This window comes from Streptomyces sp. CGMCC 4.7035, assembly GCF_031583065.1.
Taxonomy (GTDB): Bacteria; Actinomycetota; Actinomycetes; order Streptomycetales; family Streptomycetaceae; genus Streptomyces; species Streptomyces yaanensis.
Map to the genome: position 1 here is coordinate 6,472,768 of NZ_CP134053.1, position 19,480 is coordinate 6,492,247.

General features: G+C 70.9%; 12 protein-coding genes and 3 tRNA genes. 10 read left to right on the plus strand and 5 right to left on the minus strand.

Translation table 11 applies throughout. The features are described 5' to 3' along the window. Window positions 1-14 precede the first annotated feature (14 nt). The 5 genes from Q2K21_RS28450 to fxsT all read left to right on the plus strand — a co-directional run bounded on the left by Q2K21_RS28450 (window position 15) and on the right by fxsT (window position 8,373). Window positions 15-182 (plus strand): hypothetical protein, encoded by a 168-nt coding sequence (locus Q2K21_RS28450; protein ID WP_310776463.1) that lies wholly within the window; start codon window positions 15-17, stop codon window positions 180-182. Window positions 183-314: 132 nt separating this feature from the next. Next, entirely contained in the window at window positions 315-2,243 is a 1,929-nt protein-coding gene (locus Q2K21_RS28455) for an FxsB family cyclophane-forming radical SAM/SPASM peptide maturase (RefSeq protein WP_386276136.1), read from the plus strand. Then, window positions 2,236-3,000: an AAC(3) family N-acetyltransferase gene (locus Q2K21_RS28460; RefSeq protein WP_310776467.1), complete on the plus strand. Its 765-nt coding sequence runs from the start codon at window positions 2,236-2,238 to the stop codon at window positions 2,998-3,000. Before Q2K21_RS28455 ends, Q2K21_RS28460 begins: the two co-directional genes overlap by 8 nt. Before the next feature lie 155 nt (window positions 3,001-3,155). Next, the gene (locus tag Q2K21_RS28465) at window positions 3,156-4,463 is read left to right on the plus strand and encodes a TIR-like protein FxsC (protein ID WP_310776469.1); all 1,308 of its coding nucleotides are present in this window, start codon (window positions 3,156-3,158) and stop codon (window positions 4,461-4,463) included. Continuing rightward, entirely contained in the window at window positions 4,447-8,373 is a 3,927-nt protein-coding gene (fxsT, locus tag Q2K21_RS28470) for an FxSxx-COOH system tetratricopeptide repeat protein (RefSeq protein WP_310776471.1), read from the plus strand. Before Q2K21_RS28465 ends, fxsT begins: the two co-directional genes overlap by 17 nt. A 163-nt stretch (window positions 8,374-8,536) precedes the next feature. Here the strand turns inward: fxsT and Q2K21_RS28475 are convergent, their stop codons facing one another. Beyond that, entirely contained in the window at window positions 8,537-9,448 is a 912-nt protein-coding gene (locus Q2K21_RS28475) for an alpha/beta fold hydrolase (RefSeq protein WP_310776473.1), read from the minus strand. Window positions 9,449-9,684: 236 nt separating this feature from the next. On the opposite strand from Q2K21_RS28475, the gene Q2K21_RS28480 reads away from it, so the two are divergent. Beyond that, entirely contained in the window at window positions 9,685-11,559 is a 1,875-nt protein-coding gene (locus Q2K21_RS28480; protein WP_310776475.1) for a protein kinase domain-containing protein, read from the plus strand. A gap of 151 nt (window positions 11,560-11,710) precedes the next feature. Here Q2K21_RS28480 and Q2K21_RS28485 read toward each other — a convergent pair. The 3 genes from Q2K21_RS28485 to Q2K21_RS28495 all read right to left on the minus strand — a co-directional run bounded on the left by Q2K21_RS28485 (window position 11,711) and on the right by Q2K21_RS28495 (window position 12,106). Continuing rightward, window positions 11,711-11,787, minus strand: a tRNA-Ile gene (locus Q2K21_RS28485). A gap of 168 nt (window positions 11,788-11,955) precedes the next feature. Next, window positions 11,956-12,028 (minus strand) — tRNA-Asn (locus Q2K21_RS28490). A gap of 5 nt (window positions 12,029-12,033) precedes the next feature. Continuing rightward, window positions 12,034-12,106 (minus strand) — tRNA-Asn (locus Q2K21_RS28495). A 177-nt stretch (window positions 12,107-12,283) separates the two neighbouring features. Here Q2K21_RS28495 and Q2K21_RS28500 point away from each other — a divergent pair. From Q2K21_RS28500 to Q2K21_RS28515, 4 genes are all read left to right on the plus strand, one after another. Further along, window positions 12,284-12,586 (plus strand): YtxH domain-containing protein, encoded by a 303-nt coding sequence (locus Q2K21_RS28500; RefSeq protein ID WP_310776477.1) that lies wholly within the window; start codon window positions 12,284-12,286, stop codon window positions 12,584-12,586. Between the two features lie 149 nt (window positions 12,587-12,735). Continuing rightward, on the plus strand, window positions 12,736-14,190 hold the full coding sequence (locus Q2K21_RS28505; RefSeq protein ID WP_310776479.1) for a xylulokinase: 1,455 nt from the start codon (window positions 12,736-12,738) through the stop codon (window positions 14,188-14,190). Between the two features lie 239 nt (window positions 14,191-14,429). Beyond that, window positions 14,430-16,163, plus strand: coding sequence for an ABC transporter ATP-binding protein (locus Q2K21_RS28510; RefSeq protein ID WP_310776481.1), 1,734 nt, complete (start codon window positions 14,430-14,432; stop codon window positions 16,161-16,163). Continuing rightward, a complete protein-coding gene (locus tag Q2K21_RS28515; protein WP_310776483.1) occupies window positions 16,163-18,091 on the plus strand; it encodes an ABC transporter ATP-binding protein in 1,929 nt (642 codons plus the stop codon). The genes Q2K21_RS28510 and Q2K21_RS28515 overlap by 1 nt, the downstream gene beginning before the upstream one ends. Window positions 18,092-18,132: 41 nt before the next feature. On the opposite strand, the gene Q2K21_RS28520 is transcribed toward Q2K21_RS28515, so the two are convergent. Further along, a complete protein-coding gene (locus Q2K21_RS28520; protein ID WP_310776485.1) occupies window positions 18,133-19,425 on the minus strand; it encodes an RNA polymerase sigma factor in 1,293 nt (430 codons plus the stop codon). Window positions 19,426-19,480: the final 55 nt, after the last annotated feature.

Here is a 19,480-nt window from a genome sequence, read left to right on the forward strand (position 1 = left end):
AGAACGAGGCCGTCATGATCCTTAAGGTAAAGACGAGCGGTACCCCTCTGTCCCGGAAGGAGCAGAAGCAGCACACGCCGCTCTCCTCCGCCGCTCACCGCAATGCCGGGACCACCCAGTCGGCCGACCGTCGGGACGCGGTCTCTCCGGTCAAGAACGCCACCTTCAACTCGTCGATCTGACGTACGCGACGAAGGGCTGGGCGCACCACCACGTCTCTTGTGCGCCGGGGTGCGTCCGTACCACCCCCTGGACGACCAACGAGCCTTGTATGCTGGCGGGTTGGCTCGGCCCAGCCCTTCGGACCGGCTAAAGTGCGCGCAGTGACGACAGCGCCCGCGCTTCAGCAACTGGTCCTCAAGGTGCACTCCAGATGTGACCTGGCATGTGATCACTGCTATGTCTACGAGCACGCCGACCAGAGCTGGAGCCGGCGCCCCAAGATCATCTCGCAGGAAACGGTCCAGCAGGTCGCCCACCGGCTGGCGACGTACGCCAAAGAGCGCGAACTGCCGACCGTATCGGTGATCCTCCACGGCGGTGAACCCCTCCTCGCCGGCCCCGTGCGCCTGCGCCGCATCTGCGAGGCGCTCACCGCGGCCCTCACCCCGGTGACCTCCCTCGATCTGCGGATCCACACCAACGGCGTACAGCTCGGCCCGCGCCATCTGGAGGTCTTCCGGGAGTTCGACGTCAAGGTCGGCATCTCCCTGGACGGCGACCGCGCCGCGAACGACCGCCATCGCCTCGACCGCAGGGGCCGCAGCAGTTACGACCGGGTGCTGCGGGCGGTGGAGCTGCTGCGGGCTCCGCACAACCGGCATCTGTTCGCCGGACTGCTGTGCACCGTCGACATCGAGAACGACCCGGTCGCCGTGCACGACGCGCTGGCCGCGCTCGATCCCCCGCGCATCGACTATCTGCTGCCCCACTCCACCTGGGACAGCCCACCGCCGCCCGGACCGTCCGGGCCGGACGGATCACCGACGCCGTACGCCGACTGGCTGCTGGCCGTGTACGACCGCTGGGAACAGCGGGGGCGGAGCGTGCCGGTGCGGATCTTCGAGTCGGTGCTCAGCACCCTGGGCGGCGGCCCCAGCCTCACCGAGGCGCTCGGGCTCGCCCCGTCCGATCTGGCGGTGGTGGAGACGGACGGCACGTTCGAGCAGGTGGACTCCCTGAAGACGGCTTACGAGGGGGCCGCGGAGACCGGCTACGACGTCCTGCGGCACAGTTTCGCGGAGCTGGCCGAGCACCCCGGTGTACGGGCCCGGCAGCTCGGCATCGACGGAGTGAGCGAGACCTGTAGGGCCTGCCCGGTCGTCGAGTCCTGCGGCGGCGGGCTCTACGCGCACCGCTACAGCGCCGCACGCGGCTTCGACAACCCGTCCGTGTTCTGCGAAGACCTGCGCGCCTTCATCGAAGGCGTGGCCGAGCGCGCCGAGGAGCGGGCGCCCGCCGCGCGGCAGGGCGACGACCCGCACTTCGCGCACGTCGAGTACAGCCGACGGCTGTTCGACGGGCAGCTCGGCCTCCTCGCCACCCGGCCGGACTGCGAGGAGGCATGGCGGTTGCTGTCCCTCCTCGACGCCGACGAGCGGACCCGCCCGCACGTCGACGCCGTCCTCGGCCACCCGTATCTGCTGCCGGTGCTGAGCAGCCTGTCGCTCCTTCCCGGCGGGTCCGCCCTGTTCATGGCGATCGTGGTGGCCGCGGCCGTACGGGCGGGCAGGCCCACGACGCTCTCCTGGGACCAGCCGGGGCGGGAGCTGCACCTGCCCACCCTGGGCACCGTGACGCTGCCGGAGCCCGGTCGCGTCGAGGTCACGGTCACCGCGGACGGTTTCCAGGTCCGCAGCGGCCCGGACACGGAGCCCGGCGCATGGCGCCCCCTGGAGACCGTCGAACTCGCCGACGGCACGTCCGTGCTCGTGGACGACGCCGATCCGTTGCGCCGCGACTCCTACCCCGTGCCCGTCGCCCCTCCGCTGGCGCCCGCCGACCTCGACGCGTTCCGCGAGCGGCTGCGGGCGGCCTTCGGCCTGCTGGACGCCCTCAGGTCCGGCCGGCCCGGCATACTGGACGTCACGACCGTCACCCCGCTCCCGCCGGGCGCCGGGCCCCGGCTCGGCACCCACGGCTACGGGGCGCTGGGCCTGGCCGTCGACTTCGACCCGGAGCAGTTCGTACGCGAGCTGCCGCGCATCGGCCGGCCGGCCGGAGAGGCGGACACCCATGGTTGATGTTGCCGAACTGCCCGGACTGTTCGCCCGGTTGGGCGTCCGGCGCGGTGGTGTGCTCATGGTGCACTCCTCCTTGCACGGCAGCGGGCTGCGCGACACCGATGTCCGGGACGCGCTGCTCGACGCGCTCGGACCGCACGGCACGCTCGTCGTGCCCGCCTTCACGTCGGAGAACTCCGACACCTCCAGCGCCCACCGGGAGATAGTCGCCGGTATGACGGACCGTGAAGTGGTCGCATACCGGCAGTCCATGCCGCCGTTCGACCCGGACGCCAGTCCCTGCGTGTCGATGGGCGTGCTCGCCGAGTGCGTACGCACCACGCCCGGCGCCCGGCGCAGCGCACACCCCCAGAGTTCCTTCGCGGCACTGGGCGCGCGCGCAAGGGAGTTGATGGCGGACCACGACCCGCACTGCCACCTCGGCGAGCGCTCGCCGCTGGCGGCGCTGTACGAGACGGACGCCCAAGTGCTGCTTTTCCGCGTGGGGTTCGAGGTGTGCACCGCGTTCCACCTGGCCGAGTACCGGATGGTTCCGCCGCCCCCGTCGCGCCTGTACCGCTGCGTCGTGGAGACCAAGGGAAACTGGATCACCTACGAGGATCTCACCTTGAACGACGACGACTTCGCCGAAGTCGGCGCGGCGCTCCCGCGTGAGCTGATCGCCGAGGGCGAGGTGGCGGAGAAACCCGTCATGGTGTTCGGAATGCGGGCCGCCGTCGACCACGCGCGTCGCGCGTTGACCGGAATTCGGCGATGAATGGCGCGAAAGAAGCCCCGTTTCCCCGGGCCTCGTCGGGCACATTTGATTACTCCTGACGGGGTGGTGCGATCGCACCGGCCGGGTGACGTGCCCTCGGTGCGGGAACCGGTCGGCGGGCGGGGGGTCGTGTGGATTACTCGGGCCGGGGCTGGATGTCCGACACCAGGCCCTACTTCTTCCTGAGTTACGCCCACACACCGGCATGGGGTCCCAACCGCGGCGACCCCGACCACTGGGTGTATGTCCTCTACAAGGACCTGTGCGACAACATCATGCACCTCACGGACCTGCCCGCCGGCGCCTCCGCGGGCTTCATGGACCGGGAGATGCACTCCGGCGACGGCTGGCCCGAGAAGCTCGCCGAGCACCTCGCGATCTGCCGGGTCTTCGTCCCGCTGTTCTCGCCGCGCTACTTCACCAGCGAGATGTGCGGCCGCGAGTGGTACGCCTTCAACGAGCGGATCCTGCGCGCCCGGGCCGCCGGCGCCGGCAGCCTCCCCGCCATCGTCCCGGCCCTGTGGGCACATGTGGACTACGACCAGCTCCCGGATTCCGTACGGCACATACACGTCGACCACGCCGCCTTCGGAGCACGCTACGCGGACGAGGGGATCTACAGCCTGATCAAGCTGAACCGGCTGCGCGACGAGTACGAGGAGACCGTGATGCAGCTGGCCCGGCGCATCGTCCAGGTCGCCCACGACTCCCCGCTGCCGCCCGCCCAGCCGCGCCGCTACGAGAACACGCCCAGCGCCTTCAAACCGCGCGGCGAGGGCCCCCGCAGCATCCACCTCACGGTCGCCGCGCCCACCCGGCACACCATTCCCGAGCACCGCGACCCCCGCCCCTACGGCGAGCACGCCCACGACTGGAACCCCTATCCGGGGGAGTCCACCCGCTCGCTGCCGACGCTCGCCGAGGAACTCGTGCGCTCCCTCGACTACCGCGTCACCGTCGCCTCCTTCGACGACGAGGACACCGGCCCCGAACCCCTCGCCTCCGCCGAGGAGGACAAGCCGCCGGGCCGCCCCGGCATCCTCCTCGTCGACCCCTGGGCCCTCGGCGACGAGGAACGGTGTCACAGACTCTCCGTCTTCGACACCAACACCCGGCCCTGGATCAACGCCATCGTCCCCTGGGACCGCACCGACCGGCAGTGCCAGAGCGAGGAGGGCAAGCAGCTCACCGACAAGCTGGAGCGGACCCTGCCGCTCACCCTGGACCGGGGCCGCCGTACCGACTGCCGGATCGCCGTCAACGGCGTACCCACCCTCACGGCCTTCACCGATGTGCTGCCCAAGGTCGTGGCGCACGCCACCAAGCAGTTCTTCAAGCACGCGACACCGCACCCGGTCGCCGGGCCGCACGTCCCAAGGCCCCGTCTGACGGGACCGATGCCCTCGACACTCCCGCAGGCGCGGGACACCACGATGGAGGAGAAGCATGACGGCGGCTCCTGACGGACGCATCATCACCTTCTACTCGTACAAGGGCGGCACCGGACGGACCATGGCCCTGGCCAACACGGCCTGGATCCTCGCCGCCAACGGCAAGCGCGTGCTGGCCGTCGACTGGGACCTGGAGGCGCCCGGCCTGCACCGCTTCTTCCACCCGTTCCTCGACCCGGACGTCCTCGCCTCCACCACCGGTGTCATCGACATCATCACCGAGTTCCACTGGGCCGCCACGACCGGAGCGCCGCGCACCGGCGACTGGCACCGCGCCTACGCCCGCGTCCAGCAGCATGCCGTGTCCCTGCACCCCGAGCGGCTCGGCTGGAACTTCCCGGACGGAGGCAGCCTCGACTTCCTCTCCGCCGGCCGCCAGGACCGGGCGTACTCGGCGACCGTCTCCTCCTTCGAGTGGGACAACTTCTACGAGCGGCTGGGCGGCGGGCAGTTCCTCGACGCGCTGCGCGACGACATGAAGGCCCACTACGACTACGTCCTCATCGACAGCCGCACCGGCCTGTCCGACAGCGCGGACATCTGCACCATGCAGATGCCCGACGTCCTCGTCGACTGCTTCACCCTCAGCGACCAGTCGCTGGAGGGCGCCGCCGCGGTCGCGCGCAGTGTCGAGGAGGGCTACCACCCGCACGAGGTCAGGGTGCTGCCCGTCCCCATGCGCATCGACGAGGGCGAGAAGGAGAAGGTCGACGCGGGCCGCGCGCTGGCCCGGCTCAAGTTCGACGGACTGCCCAAAGGGCTCAGCGGCGAGGAACTCACCCGGTACTGGGGCGCCGTCGAGATCCCGTACCGGCCCTATTACGCGTACGAGGAGACGCTCGCCACCGTCAGCGACGAGAAGGGTCTCGCCAACTCCCTGCTGTCCGCCTTCGAGCGGCTCACCGCCGTCATCTCGGACGGCGAGATCACCTCCCTGCCCTCGGTGCCCGAACCGGTGCGGCTGCGCTGCAAGGAGGCCTACGTACGGCGTCGGCCGCTCGCCAAGGTGGCCGACGTGGTCATCGCCTACGTCGCGGAGAACCGGATGTGGGCCGAGTGGGCGGAGTCCGTGCTCGTCCGCTCCGGTTGCAGCGTGACGCTGCGCGATGTGTCCACCACTGCCTTGGAGCGCCCCGACGCCGGCACCAGGACCCTCGTCCTGCTGTCCACGCCATTCCTCAACTCCCGTCATGCCCAGGAGACCTGGCGCGCGCTCACCGACTCCTCGGCGACCGGAGCCCCCGCCTCGTTCGTGCCGCTGCGCGTCGACGACGCCCGGCTGCACTCCTCGCACCTGGAGTACAACCCGGTCGACCTGCACCGCCTGGACGAGGCGCACTGCATCGCCGGCCTGCTGCGCGCCCTGGAGCTGCCCGCCCAGCCGCTGGACGCGGGTCCGGCGGCCCCCCGCTTCCCGGGCAGCGTGCCCCGGATCTGGAACGCGCCCCAGCGCAACGTCACCTTCACCGGCCGCAGCCTGGTGCTGGAGAAGCTGCGCGACCAGCTGGGCGGCGGCAGCATGTCCGTCGTCCTGCCGCTGCCCCAGTCGCAGGCCCTGTTCGGGCTCGGCGGCGTCGGCAAGACGCAGCTGGCCAACGAGTACGTGCACCGGTTCATGGCCGACTACGACCTGGTGTGGTGGATCTCCGCCGAGCACAACGACAACGTGGTGTCCTCCCTCGCCGAACTCGCCGCCCGGCTGGGCGCGCCCACCGGCGACGACCTGTCCATGGCCTGCCAGGAGGCCCTCCAACGGCTCGGGCGCGGCACCCCGGGCCGCTGGATCCTCGTCTTCGACAACGCCGACGACCCCGAGGATCTCAAGGAGTACTTCCCGAAGGGGGGCGGCGGGCACATCCTCATCACCTCCCGGAACCAGTCCTGGGCCCAGCAGGGGCCCTCGCTGCCGATCGACGTGTTCCTGCGCGAGGAGAGCGTCGAGCACCTGATGCGCCGCGCCAAGGGCCTCACCGCCGAGGACGCCGACCGGGTGGCCACGGCCGTCGGGGACCTGCCGCTGGCCGTCGCCCAGGCAGCGGCGTGGCTCGCGGAGACCGCCATGCCCATCGACGACTATCTGGAGCAGCTCGACCGCCAGACCACCGACGTCCTCGCCCTCAACCAGCCCGCCGACTATCCGCACCCCGTCGCCGCGACCTGGAACATCTCCATCGCCCGCCTGCGCGAGAGGTCCCCGGCCTCGGTGCGCCTCCTGGAGCTGTGCGCCTTCCTCGCCCCCGAGCCGATCGCCGCCCAGCTGCTGTACAGCAAGGAGATGATCGACGCGCTCAAGCCGTACGACCCCGCGCTTCAGGAGAAGCTGGTCCTCGGGCGTGTGATCCGGGAGATCGGACGGTTCGCCCTCGCCAAGATCGACTCGATGGGCACCAGCATCCAGGTGCACCGGCTCGTCCAGGCGGTCATCCGCTCCCAGCTCACCGAGGAGCAGCAGGAGGAGACGCGCCGCGTCGTGCACACCGTCCTCGCGGGCGCCCGTCCCGACGAGGACGAGCCGATCGACGACCCGGCGACCTGGCCCCGGTTCGAACTCATCTGGCCCCACCTGGACGCCTCGGACGCCCGCGGCAGCAGCGAGTCCGAGACCCGGCGGCTGATGATCGACCGGGTCCGCTACCGCTGGAAGCGCGGTGACTTCGCGCGCGCCCTCCAGCTCGCCGAGGCGCTGCTCGCCGACTGGAAGGACCTGCTGGGCGAGAACGACGTGCAGTACCTGTACCTGCGCTGCCAGCTCGCCAACATCCAGCGCTCGCAGGGACGTTACGTCGAGGCCAGGGAGATCGACCAGGAGCTCCTGGAGCGGCAGCGGTCCGTGCTCGGCGAGGACCATCCACACACGTACGTCACCACCTCCAGCCTCTCCAGCGACCTGGCCGCGCTCGGGGACTACCGCAACGCCGTGGAGCTGGCCCGCAAGGCGCATGACGGTTTCAGCCAGATCTTCCACGAGTCCCATCCGCGCACGCTCAACGCCGCGAACAACCTCGCCCTCGCCCTGCGCATGGTCGGCCGCTACGGCGAGGCCCGCGCGCTCGACCAGGACGTCCTCGACCGCCGTATGGAGGTCCTGGGGCCCGACCACATCTACACGCTCGCCTCGGCCGCCTCCCTCGGCCGCGACCTGCGCGAGGTCGGCCGCTACGACGAGTCGGTCTCCCTGCTGTCCCGGACGTACGAGGCGCACAAACGGATCCTGGGCAAGAGCTTCCCCGGCACGCTGGCCTGCGCCAAATCGCTGGCGGTGTCGCTGCGCCGGGCGGGGCAGTTCGAGGACGCGCGCCGGCTCACCTCGGCGACCCGGGCCCAGTACCGGGCCCAGTACGAGGCGCCGAACCCGGACTCGCTGGCCTGTGACCTCAACATGGCGGCCGACCTGTACGCGGCCGACGACCGGGAGGCGGCGCGCGAGGTGGCCCTGGAGGCGCTGACGGAGTACATGAAGGTGCCGGGCGAGACCCATCCCTACACCCAGGCCGCGCTCAACAACCTCGGCATCTTCCACTGGGGCTGCGGCGACGCGTTGGAGGCCGCGGCCGTGTTCCGGCAGGTGCTGCCGCGGATGACGGAGGTGCTCGGCAAGCAGCATCCGCACACGCTGTTCTCGGGCGTCAACTACGCGAACGTCCTGGCCGACCTGGACCGTCTGGAGGATGCGCGGGACCTGGAGGAGACGTCCCTCGCGGCACTGCGCACGGTCCTGGGACCGCACCACCCCGAGACGCTGGCGGTGGTCACCAACTACGCGCTCACACTCGGCGCCCTGGGCCGCGAGGAGGAGGCCCGGGCCCTGCGCGAGGAGGCCCTGACGGAACTGAGGCTGCTGCTGGGCGACGACAACGGCATCACCCGGGTGGCCAGCCACAACCGGCGGATCTACCGGGACCTGGAGCCACTGGCGGTGTGAGGTCACGCCGGGGTGCGTGGGCCGGATCCACCGGGCCCCGGAGCCACCACCGGTGTCGAGTCACACCGACGGCCCCCGAACCGGACCCGCAGCCACCACGGTGCGAGCCACACCGACGGCCCCCGAACCGGACCCACCGGGACGCGCCCCCTGCCGGTGTGCGTCACGCCGAGGGCGCCTGAGCCGATCCGGGGTCCGCCAGCAGCCACTGGAGCACCGTCGGCAGTGCGCTCAGTGCCGCGAAGTGGGCCGCCTGCGGTTCGAGGACCTTGGTGGCGCGGGGGATGCGGGCCGCCAGCCAGGAAGAGTGAGAGGCCGGCGAGAAGACGTCCTGTCCGCCGTGCCACAACAGGACCGGAACCCGGATGTCGGCCGGGTCGAACCCCCAGGGCCGGCACAGGGCGAGGGCGTCGTCGATCCACCCGTAGGGCGAGGTCCGCAGCGCCTCGCGGTAGTTGTGCAGCAGCATGGTGCGGATCCCGTTGTCCGAGACGATCATCCGGTCGGCGTCGGGCAACTCGCTGCGCAGCTCGTCGAGCAGGCGCGCGGGGTCACTGCGGATGGCGGCCGAACGCGGAATGAGCCGGGCGGCGAACCGCTCGGGGTCGCGGCCCGCGGTGCGGAACTCGGTGACGTTCGACGGCGCCATCCCCTCGAACCAGTCCAGCCCCTCCGCGTCCCACGGGGCGAGCCCCACGAGCGCGGCGGCACGCGTCACCCGGTCCGGCAGCAGGGCCGCGCAGGCCAGCGCGTGCGGGGCGCCGCCGGAGCGGCCGGCGACCGCGAAACGGTCCAGTTCGAGGGCGTCGGCGACATCGGCCACGTCCTGGACGACGTCGACGACCTGGCGGCCGGGCTTGCGGTCGGAGCCGCCGTACCCGGGCCGGTCGTAGCTGATGAGCCAGGCGCCGCGCTGGTAGAGGAACATCGACCGGGGCCGGGGCCCGACCCTGCTGCCGGGCGTGCCGTGCAGCAGGAACACCGGGCGGCCCCGGGGATCCCCCACGCATTCGACCGTGAGCAGCCTCCCGTCCGCCGCCCGCACATGGTCAAGCGTGCGCACCTGCTCCCGCACAGCGCTCCCCCCTCCGTCGGTCCGTGGACCGGGACCACGCTGCTCGGGAGGTTGCCCCGGGCCCCGGACGGCGAAACGAACCGGCAGGTCAACGAGGGCATGGATCAGGACAGTTGAAGGCAAGTGAGGGAAACCCTGAACGTACGCCGGAGCTGGGTTAGCCTCATCTTCCCTTAGAGGGCGAACTGGCGTACGGGGAACATCACTTCGGGGGGTCCGTGTCAGAACAGCGGCCGGTGGGACCGGACTCATCGGCGAACGAGACTGCCGCGCTGCGGCAGACCGGTGCCTCCCCTCTGCGCCCCGGCGACCCGGGCCGTGTCGGCCCCTATGTGCCGCTGGCGTTGCTCGGCAGCGGTGGCATGGGACGGGTCTATCTGGCGCGTCCCGTGGACGACAGCCCCGGTCTGGTCGCCGTGAAGGTGATCAGGCCGGAGTACGCCGACGACGCCCGGTTCCGGCGCCGGTTCGAGCGTGAGGCGTCGGTGCACGCCCGGCTCCGTACGCCGCACACACCGAGGTTGTCCGGCACGGGGTTCCGGGACGAACTGCTGTGGATGGCCACCGAGTACCTCCCGGGGCTCGATCTGGCGGCTGCCGTGCGGGAGAGCGGTGCCCTGAAGCCGGCCGCGGTCTGGCGGCTGGTGGCGGAGCTGGGGCAGGCGCTTGCCGACCTCGCCGCCGCGGGGATCGTGCACCGGGACCTGAAGCCGTCCAACGTGCTGCTGTCCGTCCGCGGCGCGCATGTGATCGACTTCGGCATTTCGAAGGCCGCGGACGCCAGCGCGATCACCGGCACGGGCAACCGGGTGGGAACCCCTGCCTACATGTCGCCGGAACACCTGCGGACGGGCCGCAGCGACACGGCGTCGGATGTGTTCTCGCTGGCCGGAACGCTGGTCTACGCGGCGACGGGGCGTGCTCCGTTCGGCGACGGCACAGGCGTCGACGTGATGCATCGGGTGGCGTTCGAGGAGCCGAATCAGGAGCTGCTCGGCGAGATCTCGGCGGCGGACGCGGCGCTCGGCTCGCTGCTCTCCGCCTCTCTGGCCAAGGAGCCCGAGCAGCGGCCCACGCCGCGGGACCTGATCGACGCGGCCGGGACGCACACCGGGACGGCCGACTGGCCCGAGCCGCTGGGCGGCAAGGTGCTGGCCCGGCAGCGGGCGTACGAGGTGCTGCACCGCCTCCCCGTCGGGCGGAGGGTCGGCCTCCGGGCCCCGGGCGACCGGCCGAAGGTGGTGTCGTCGGCGTCTCCGGCGTCGCGGGTGACAGTCGAGCGAGGCGGCCGGCCCGCTCCGGCCGGTTTCGGACCGCCGGTGGAGGAGGCAGGCCCTTCCGCCGCCCCACCCCCTTCCCCGGTCACGCCATCCCCCGCAGTCACGCCTTCTACCACCGTCACGCCTTCTTCGACTGTCACGCCGTCCTCCTCCGTCACACCGCCCGAGCGGTTACGCCCGCCGGGAGCACGCCCCTGGCCGCGGAAGAAGCCGGTGCTGGCCGTCGCCGCGGGCGTCACCCTTTGCGCGGTGTTCGCGGGAGTCCTCGCGCTCAGTCGCCAGGACGCCCCTGGGACCGCTTCCTCGCCGGGGGCCGGTACGCGGACCGCCGCCGGCACCTCGCCCGGCGACGCCGCCTTCTCGCCGGCGCCCGGAGCCTCGGACGGGACGTCCGCCCCGGGCACGTCCGGCAAGGGGGTCAAGGGCGCCGCCAGCGCCGACGGCGCCGTGTCGCGCCCGGAGGCCGCCAGCACCCCCTCCGACGGAGGGCCGGATGCCCCCTCGGCCCCCGGCACCGAGCCCGGCACCCACACCGCCGCCACTCCGTCCCCGAGCAGTCCGCCCTCCGAGCCCGCGACCCCGCCCTGGATCTCCGACTGTGCGTACTACTCCGGCAGCGGACGCACACGCCAGGGGGACAGCGGAAAACGCGTGCTCCAGGTGCAGTGCATGCTGACCGAACGCGGGTACGGCGTGGGGAGCACCGGGGTGGACGGCGACTTCGGCCCCGGAACGGAGTCCGCGGTGCGGAGCTTCCAGAGCGACAAGGGCCTGGACGCCGACGGCATCGTGGACCACGGGACCTGGACGGCGCTGCGCGGCCCGGAGTGATTTCCCGGCCCCCGAACTCACCCGGGCGCTCCCGGACTTCGTCGGGGGTCTCGACCTTGGTCGGAGCGGGTGAACGGTGACCGCCGCTCTGGCGTGGCAGCCACCGTTCTCGCGTCGCCCCAGTTCAGATCGATTCTGCACCTGGGGCGCCTGGTGGGGCGGGTGGGACTCGAACCCACGGCCGACGGATTATGAGTCCGCTGCTCTAACCGGCTGAGCTACCGCCCCGTTACGGCGCGTCGCGCACATTTGTGCGCGCCGTCTGCCGCAGCATAGCCGCTCATACGATCTCCTGCTTCGGATGGTCGGCTACACATGACCTTGAGGACTCCGCCGTGGGCACGGCGGTTCCTGCGGACATGAAAAAGGACCCCGACGGGGTCCTCGTTCAGCATGCTCCCCCGACTGGACTCGAACCAGTAACCTGCCGGTTAACAGCCGGCTGCTCTGCCAATTGAGCTACGGAGGACCGAGCTCCCCCGACTGGACTCGAACCAGTAACCTGCCGGTTAACAGCCGGCTGCTCTGCCAATTGAGCTACGGAGGAATGCCTCGTTGCATCGAACGTACCTACCTGGGTATTCGCCAGGGGGCGCTCGCTCGCTGCGACACATACATTAGCGCAAGCAGGGGGGTGCTCCGCCAATCGGTTCCCCCCACGACCGATGCCCACGCAAGTGGACGACGCAGACGCAAGGGACGAGGCAAGGGAAGGGTGGCCGCCATGCGCTATCGGCTCACGTTCGTCGCCGGGGTGGTTCTGGGCTATGTGCTGGGCACACGGGCCGGGCGTGAACGGTACGAGCAGCTCAAGAAGTCCGCCCGCCAGGTCGCGCAGAACCCGGCCGTGCGCAACACCGCCGAGACGGCCGCCCAGCAGGGGCGCGAGATCGCCGGCAAGGCCCTGCACGCGGTGAGCGCCAAGGCCGGAGACCACATGCCCGCCTCGGTCGCCGCCCGCGTGCGCTCGCTGCGCGAACGCAACGGGCACCGCGGCGAGGACGACTGGGGCACCAGCAACACCTGACCGACGGGCCGCCGGCACCGCCCACGAGGCAGCCGGCACCCGCCGTCACCGAAGAGCCGCCGCGGCACTTTGGGCGGGGGTCCCGCCCAGGCCCCTCAAGGCACTGGGGGAGGAGCGGCCACCCCTCTCGGTACGGCAGAATTTCCACCATGGGGATAGTCGCCGGGTTGGACAGTTCGCCCGATTTCACTCGTATCGTCGTCTGTGACACGGACACCGGGGCCGTGCTCAGGCAGGGATATGCACCGCATCCGGTGGAGAACCCCGAGGGTGGCGGCCGTCCCTCCGACATCGACCCGCAGGCCTGGCTGCTGTCCCTGGGGGAGGCGGCCGGCGGCGGGCTCCTGGAGGGCGTACAGGCCATCGGCGTCTCCTCGCAGCAGAACGCCCTCGTCCCGCTCGACGGCCAGGGCAGCACCGTGCGCCCCGCGCTGGTCGGCGGCGACAAGCGGGCCCAGGTCGCGGCGGCCGACCTCGTCGACGCCCTCGGCGGACGGCAGGCCTGGGCCGAGGCCGTCGGCTGCGTACCGCAGGCCGCGCAGCCGGTGACCAAGCTGCGCTGGCTCGCCAAGACAGAACCCGACAACGCGCGGCGCCTCGCCGTGCTGATGCAGGCTCACGACTGGATCGTCTGGCAGCTGCTCGGCCGGCCCGTGCGCAGGACCACCGATCGCGGCGGCGCCTCGGGGACCGGGTACTGGTCGGCGGCGACCGGCGCCTACCGTACGGACCTCGTCGAGCTGGCGCTCGGGCACCAGGCCATGCTGCCCGAGGTGCTCGGCCCGTCCGAGGCGGCGGGCACGACGCCGGAGGGGCTGCTGATCTCCGCGGGCACCGGCGAGACCATGGCCGCCGCCCTGGGCCTGGGCATCGGGCTCGGCGACGCGGTCGTCTCGCTCGGCGCCTCCGGGTCCGTGATGGCCGTGCACCCCGAGGCGCTGGTCGACTCGACCGGGATGATCACCTCGCTCGCGGACGCGACGGGCCTGCACCTGCCGGTGGTGACCACGCTGAACGCAGTGCGCACCCTGCGGGGCACCGCCGAGCTGCTCGGCCTGCCCGATCTGGAGTCGCTGTCCGACCTCGCCATGAAGTCGACGCCCGGATCGCACGGGCTGGTGATGCTGCCCTACCTGGAGGGCGAGCGGACCCCGAACCTGCCGCACACCGCGGGCACCCTGGCCGGGCTGCGGCGCGAGTCGATGCGGCCCGAGCATCTGGCCCGGGCCGCGTTCGAGGGCATGCTGTGCGGGCTCGCGGACGCGCTGGACGTGCTGCGCGGGCGCGGGGTCGACGTGCGGCGGATCTTCCTGCTCGGCGCGGCCGCGGAGCTGCCCGCCGTGCAGGCGGCGGCGCCCGCGCTGTTCGGCGTGCAGGTCGTGGTGCCGCAGCCCGCCGACTACGCGGCGATCGGCGCGGCCCGGCAGGCGGCCTGGTCGCTCGGTGTCTCCCAGGGCACCCTCGACCCGCGCACCCCGCCCGCCTGGCAGGGCGCGGTCGCCCAGGTCCTGGAGCCGGGCGACGACTTGGCGGTGGGCCAGGCCGTACGCCAGCAGTACGTGTCGGTACGGGAGCAGACGCATCCGGGGGCGTTCCGGTCCTAGGCGCACCCGAGATGCCGTAGGGCGGCCGCGATGTCGTACGACGCCGGCCGCGATGTCGTACGAGGCCGGACTCACCCCCTTCGGCCTACGCCCCAAGGCTGAAAAAGGCTGAAACCGAGTCAGTACCCGCCCTGCTGTTGGCTTAATCGGTTGAGGTAACACGGGTGCGGTGTTCGACGATAGGGGGTGGTGCACCACCGACCGCCATGCCGTCCGTCGACGACTCCGAGAGATCTCGCGTGCTCATACGACTTCTGAGGGCCCACCTGCGCCCGTACAAGAAACCCATCAGCCTGCTGGTGCTGCTGCAGTTCCTGCAGACCTGCGCCACGCTCTATCTGCCCACGCTCAACGCGCACATCATCGACAAGGGTGTTGTGAAGGGGGACACGGATTACATCCTGTCCTTCGGCGGCCTGATGATCGGGGTCTCTCTCGGCCAGGTCATCTGCAACATGGGCGCCGTCTACTACGGCGCCCGTACCGCGTCGGCCATCGGCCGGGACGTCCGGGCCGCCGTCTTCGACCGGGTGCAGTCGTTCTCCTCGCGTGAGGTGGGTCACTTCGGGGCGCCGTCGCTGATCACCCGCACCACGAACGACGTGCAGCAGGTGCAGATGCTCGCCCTGATGACGTTCACCCTGATGGTGTCGGCGCCGATCATGTGCGTGGGCGGCATCGTCCTGGCGCTCGGTCTGGACGTGCCGCTGTCCGGCGTTCTGGTCGCCGTGGTGCCGGTGCTCGGCATCTGCGTGACGCTGATCGTGCGCCGGCTGCGGCCGCTGTTCCGCACCATGCAGGTCCGCCTGGACACGGTGAACCGGGTGCTGCGCGAGCAGATCTCCGGCAACCGCGTCATCCGCGCCTTCGTCCGGGACGACTACGAGAAGGACCGCTTCAAGGGCGCCAACACCGAGCTCACCGAGGTGTCCCTCGGTACCGGCCGCACGCTGGCGCTGATGTTCCCCCTGGTGATGACCGTGGTGAACCTCTCCTCGATCGCCGTGGTCTGGTTCGGCGCGCACCGCATCGACAGCGGCGGCATGCAGATCGGCGACCTGACCGCGTTCCTCGCCTACCTCATGCAGATCGTGATGTCCGTCATGATGGCCACCTTCATGTTCATGATGGTGCCCCGCGCGGAGGTCTGCGCCGAGCGCATCTCGGAGGTGCTCGACACCGAGTCGAGCGTCGTACCGCCCACCGCGCCCGTCGTCGAGCTGCGGCGCCACGGCCATCTGGAGATCCGTGACGCCGGTTTCCGCTATCCGGGTGCCGAGGAGCCGGTTCTCAAGGCCATCGACGTGGTGGCGCGGCCCGGCGAGACCACGGCCGTCATCGGGTCCACCGGCAGCGGCAAGTCGACCCTGCTCGGGCTTGTCCCCCGCCTCTTCGACGCCACCGAGGGCGAGGTGCTCGTGGACGGCGTGAACGTCAACGAGATCGACCCGAAGCTGCTGGCGAAGACGGTCGGGCTCGTGCCGCAGAAGCCGTACCTGTTCGCGGGCACGGTCGCCACCAACCTGCGGTACGGCAATCCGGACGCGACCGACGAGGAGCTGTGGCACGCGCTGGAGGTGGCGCAGGCCAAGGGGTTCGTCGAGGCGCTGGAGAACGGCCTCCACTCCCCCATCGCCCAGGGCGGTACGAACGTCTCCGGCGGGCAGCGGCAGCGCCTCGCGATCGCGCGCACCCTCGTCCAGCGCCCGGAGATCTACCTCTTCGACGACTCCTTCTCGGCACTGGACTACGCGACCGACGCGGCCCTGCGCGCGGCGCTTTCGCAGGAGACCGCCGAGGCGACCGTGGTGATCGTCGCACAGCGCGTGGCGACCATCCGGGACGCCGACCGGATCCTGGTCCTGGACGAGGGCCGGGTCGTCGGCACCGGCCGCCACCACGAGCTGATGGCAACCAACGAGACCTACCGGGAGATCGTGCTCTCCCAGCTCACGGAAGCGGAGGCTGCCTGATGGCCGGGCCCATGGGACGCATGATGGCCGGGGGCGGCCCCGACCAGCGCTCGATGGACTTCAAGGGGTCCGGAAAACGGCTCCTCGCCCAGTTCAAGCCCGAACGCGGCACGATGTACGCGATGCTGGTCACCTGTGTGCTGAGCGTCGGTCTCTCCGTGATCGGACCGAAGATCCTCGGCAAGGCGACCGACCTGGTCTTCGCCGGGATCATCGGCCGTCAGATGCCGTCGGGGGCGACCAAGGAGCAGGTCCTCGACTCCATGCGCAAGCGGGGCGAGGGCGGCGTCGCCGACATGCTCTCCGGCACGGACTTCACCCCGGGCAAGGGCATCGACTTCGGCGCCGTGGGGAACGTCCTGCTGTACGCGCTCGGCGCGTTCGTCCTGGCCGGCCTGCTCATGGCGGTGGCCACCCGGCTCTCCAACCGGGCCATCAACCGGACCGTCTACCGGTTGCGCGAGGACGTACAGGCGAAGCTGTCGCGGCTTCCGCTGTCGTACTTCGACAAGCGGCAGCGCGGCGAGGTGCTCAGCCGCGCCACCAACGACATCGACAACATCGGGCAGACACTCCAGCAGTCGCTGGGCCAGCTCATCAACTCGCTGCTGACGATCGTGGGCGTGCTGGCGGTGATGTTCTGGGTGTCGTGGCTGCTGGCGCTGGTGGCGCTGGTGACCGTGCCGCTCTCGTTCGTCGTGGCCACGCGGATCGGCAAGCGCTCGCAGCCGCACTTCGTGCAGCAGTGGCGCACCACCGGCAAGCTGAACGCGCACATCGAGGAGATGTACACCGGGCACACGCTGGTGAAGGTGTTCGGGCGTCAGGACGAGTCGGCGCGGCAGTTCGCCGAGCAGAACGAGAAGCTGTACGAGGCCGGGTTCAAGGCGCAGTTCAACAGCGGTGTGATGCAGCCGCTGATGATGTTCGTGTCGAACCTGAACTATGTGCTGGTGGCCGTGGTCGGTGGTCTGCGGGTCGCGTCCGGTGCGCTGTCCATCGGCGACGTGCAGGCCTTCATCCAGTACTCGCGGCAGTTCTCGATGCCGCTGACGCAGGTCGCGTCGATGGCGAACCTGGTGCAGTCGGGTGTCGCCTCGGCGGAGCGGATCTTCGAGCTGCTGGACGCAGAGGAACAGGAGTCCGACCCCGAGGCCGCGGTGCGGCCGGAGGAGCTGCACGGACGGGTCGCGCTGGAAAACGTGTCGTTCCGGTACGACCCCGAGAAGCCGCTCATCGAGGACCTGTCGCTGAAGGTGGAGCCGGGGCACACGGTCGCGATCGTCGGCCCGACGGGCGCGGGCAAGACGACCCTCGTCAACCTGCTGATGCGGTTCTACGAGGTCACCGGCGGGCGGATCACGCTCGACGGGGTCGACATCGCGAAGATGTCCCGGGACGAACTGCGGGCCGCGATCGGGATGGTGCTCCAGGACACCTGGCTGTTCGGGGGCACGATCGCGGAGAACATCGCGTACGGGGCCGCGCGCGAGGTCACCCGCGGGGAGATCGAGGAGGCAGCGCGGGCGGCGCACGCGGACCGGTTCATCCGGACGCTGCCGGACGGCTACGACACCGTGATCGACGACGAGGGCACGGGGGTCAGCGCGGGTGAGAAGCAGCTCATCACGATCGCGCGGGCGTTCCTGTCCGACCCGGTGATCCTGGTTCTGGACGAGGCGACGAGTTCGGTGGACACCCGGACCGAGGTGCTGATCCAGAAGGCGATGGCGAAGCTGGCGCACGGGCGGACGTCGTTCGTGATCGCCCATCGCCTGTCGACGATCCGGGACGCGGACACGATCCTGGTGATGGAGAACGGGTCCATCGTCGAGCAGGGTTCGCACACCGAACTGCTGGCCGCCGACGGGGCGTACGCGCGGCTGTACAAGGCGCAGTTCGCCCAGGCGGTGGCCGAGGTCGACTGAGGTCCTGGGGGCCGTCCCTTGGGCGGCCCCTTTCGGTCTCTTCAGTCCAGGTAACCCCTCAACTGGTCCGCGAAGGCGTGATCGCGGAGCTTGTTGAGCGTCTTCGACTCGATCTGCCTGATCCGTTCCCTGGTCACGCCGAAGATGCGGCCTATCTCCTCCAGGGTGCGGGGGCGGCCGTCGACCAGGCCGTACCGCAGCTGTACGACCTTCCTCTCCCGTTCGCCGAGCGTGGACAGGACCGCCTCCAGATGCTCCCTGAGCAGCAGGAACGCGGCGGACTCGACCGGGCTCGTGGCGTCGCCGTCCTCGATGAGGTCGCCCAGGGCCACGTCGTCCTCCTCGCCCACGGGCGCGTGGAGGGAGACCGGCTCCTGGGCGAGCCGCAGCACCTCGGTGACGCGCTCGCCGGGCAGCTCCAGGTGGGCGGCGACCTCTTCCGGTGTGGGCTCGTAGCCGCGTTCCTGGAGCATGCGGCGCTGGACGCGGACGACGCGGTTGATCAGCTCGACGACGTGGACGGGGACGCGGATGGTGCGGGCCTGGTCGGCCAGGGCGCGGGACATGGCCTGGCGGATCCACCAGGTCGCGTACGTCGAGAACTTGTACCCGCGGGCGTAGTCGAACTTCTCGACGGCCCGGATGAGCCCGAGGTTCCCCTCCTGGACCAGGTCCAGCATGGTCAGCCCACGCCCGACGTACCGCTTGGCCACGGAGACGACGAGCCGCAGATTGGCCTCGATGAGCCGCCGCTTGGCCATCCGCCCCATGACCACCAACCGGTCGAGGTCCACCGCGAGTTGGGTGTCCAGGTCGGGGGTGTTGCCGAGCTTCTCCTCGGCGAACAGGCCGGCTTCGACGCGGCGGGCGAGTTCGACCTCCTCGGCGGCCGTGAGCAGGGGGATACGGCCGATCTCGCGCAGGTACTGGCGGAACAGGTCCGAGGAGGGGCCGCTGGTCTCGACGCGGCTGCGGAGGGATTCGACGGGCTCGGGCGCCTCGGTGGTCTCGGCACTCTCCGGTTCGCCCGGCTCGGGCGGTTCCTGCGGCTCCGCGTCCGTCTCGGGGTGGTGCGCGAGCCGGCTCTGCGGGGGCACCGCCGCGAGGACGTCGGTCTCGGCGTCCGGCTCGTCCGTTCGGATCTCTGTCTGTGTGAGGGTCTGGGTCTGCACGGGGGCGACCTCCAGGAATGTCGCTGCTGAGCCATGCGGCAGCGGTACGTCGGGGATGGGGCCGACGGTCCGCCCGTCGGCCATCCCGTAGTCATTGAGCGGAACCGCGGAAATGTCGGACCCGCGGTGGGCGGGCCGGCCGCGCTCCGAGGACTCAGGCACCGGAACCCAGTGTGGGGTACGACACATCGCCGCCACGAGGGGCGTGCGGCCACTT

Excerpts from the sequence above, each read along its gene's own strand:
- Q2K21_RS28450 (WP_310776463.1), top strand. The coding sequence starts at position 15 with ATGATCCTTAAGGTAAAGACGAGCGGTACCCCTCTGTCCCGGAAGGAG.
- Q2K21_RS28460 (WP_310776467.1), top strand. The coding sequence starts at position 2,236 with ATGGTTGATGTTGCCGAACTGCCCGGACTGTTCGCCCGGTTGGGCGTC.
- Q2K21_RS28465 (WP_310776469.1), top strand. The coding sequence starts at position 3,156 with ATGTCCGACACCAGGCCCTACTTCTTCCTGAGTTACGCCCACACACCG.
- fxsT (WP_310776471.1), top strand. The coding sequence starts at position 4,447 with ATGACGGCGGCTCCTGACGGACGCATCATCACCTTCTACTCGTACAAG.
- Q2K21_RS28500 (WP_310776477.1), top strand. The coding sequence starts at position 12,284 with ATGCGCTATCGGCTCACGTTCGTCGCCGGGGTGGTTCTGGGCTATGTG.
- Q2K21_RS28505 (WP_310776479.1), top strand. The coding sequence starts at position 12,736 with ATGGGGATAGTCGCCGGGTTGGACAGTTCGCCCGATTTCACTCGTATC.
- Q2K21_RS28515 (WP_310776483.1), top strand. The coding sequence starts at position 16,163 with ATGGCCGGGCCCATGGGACGCATGATGGCCGGGGGCGGCCCCGACCAG.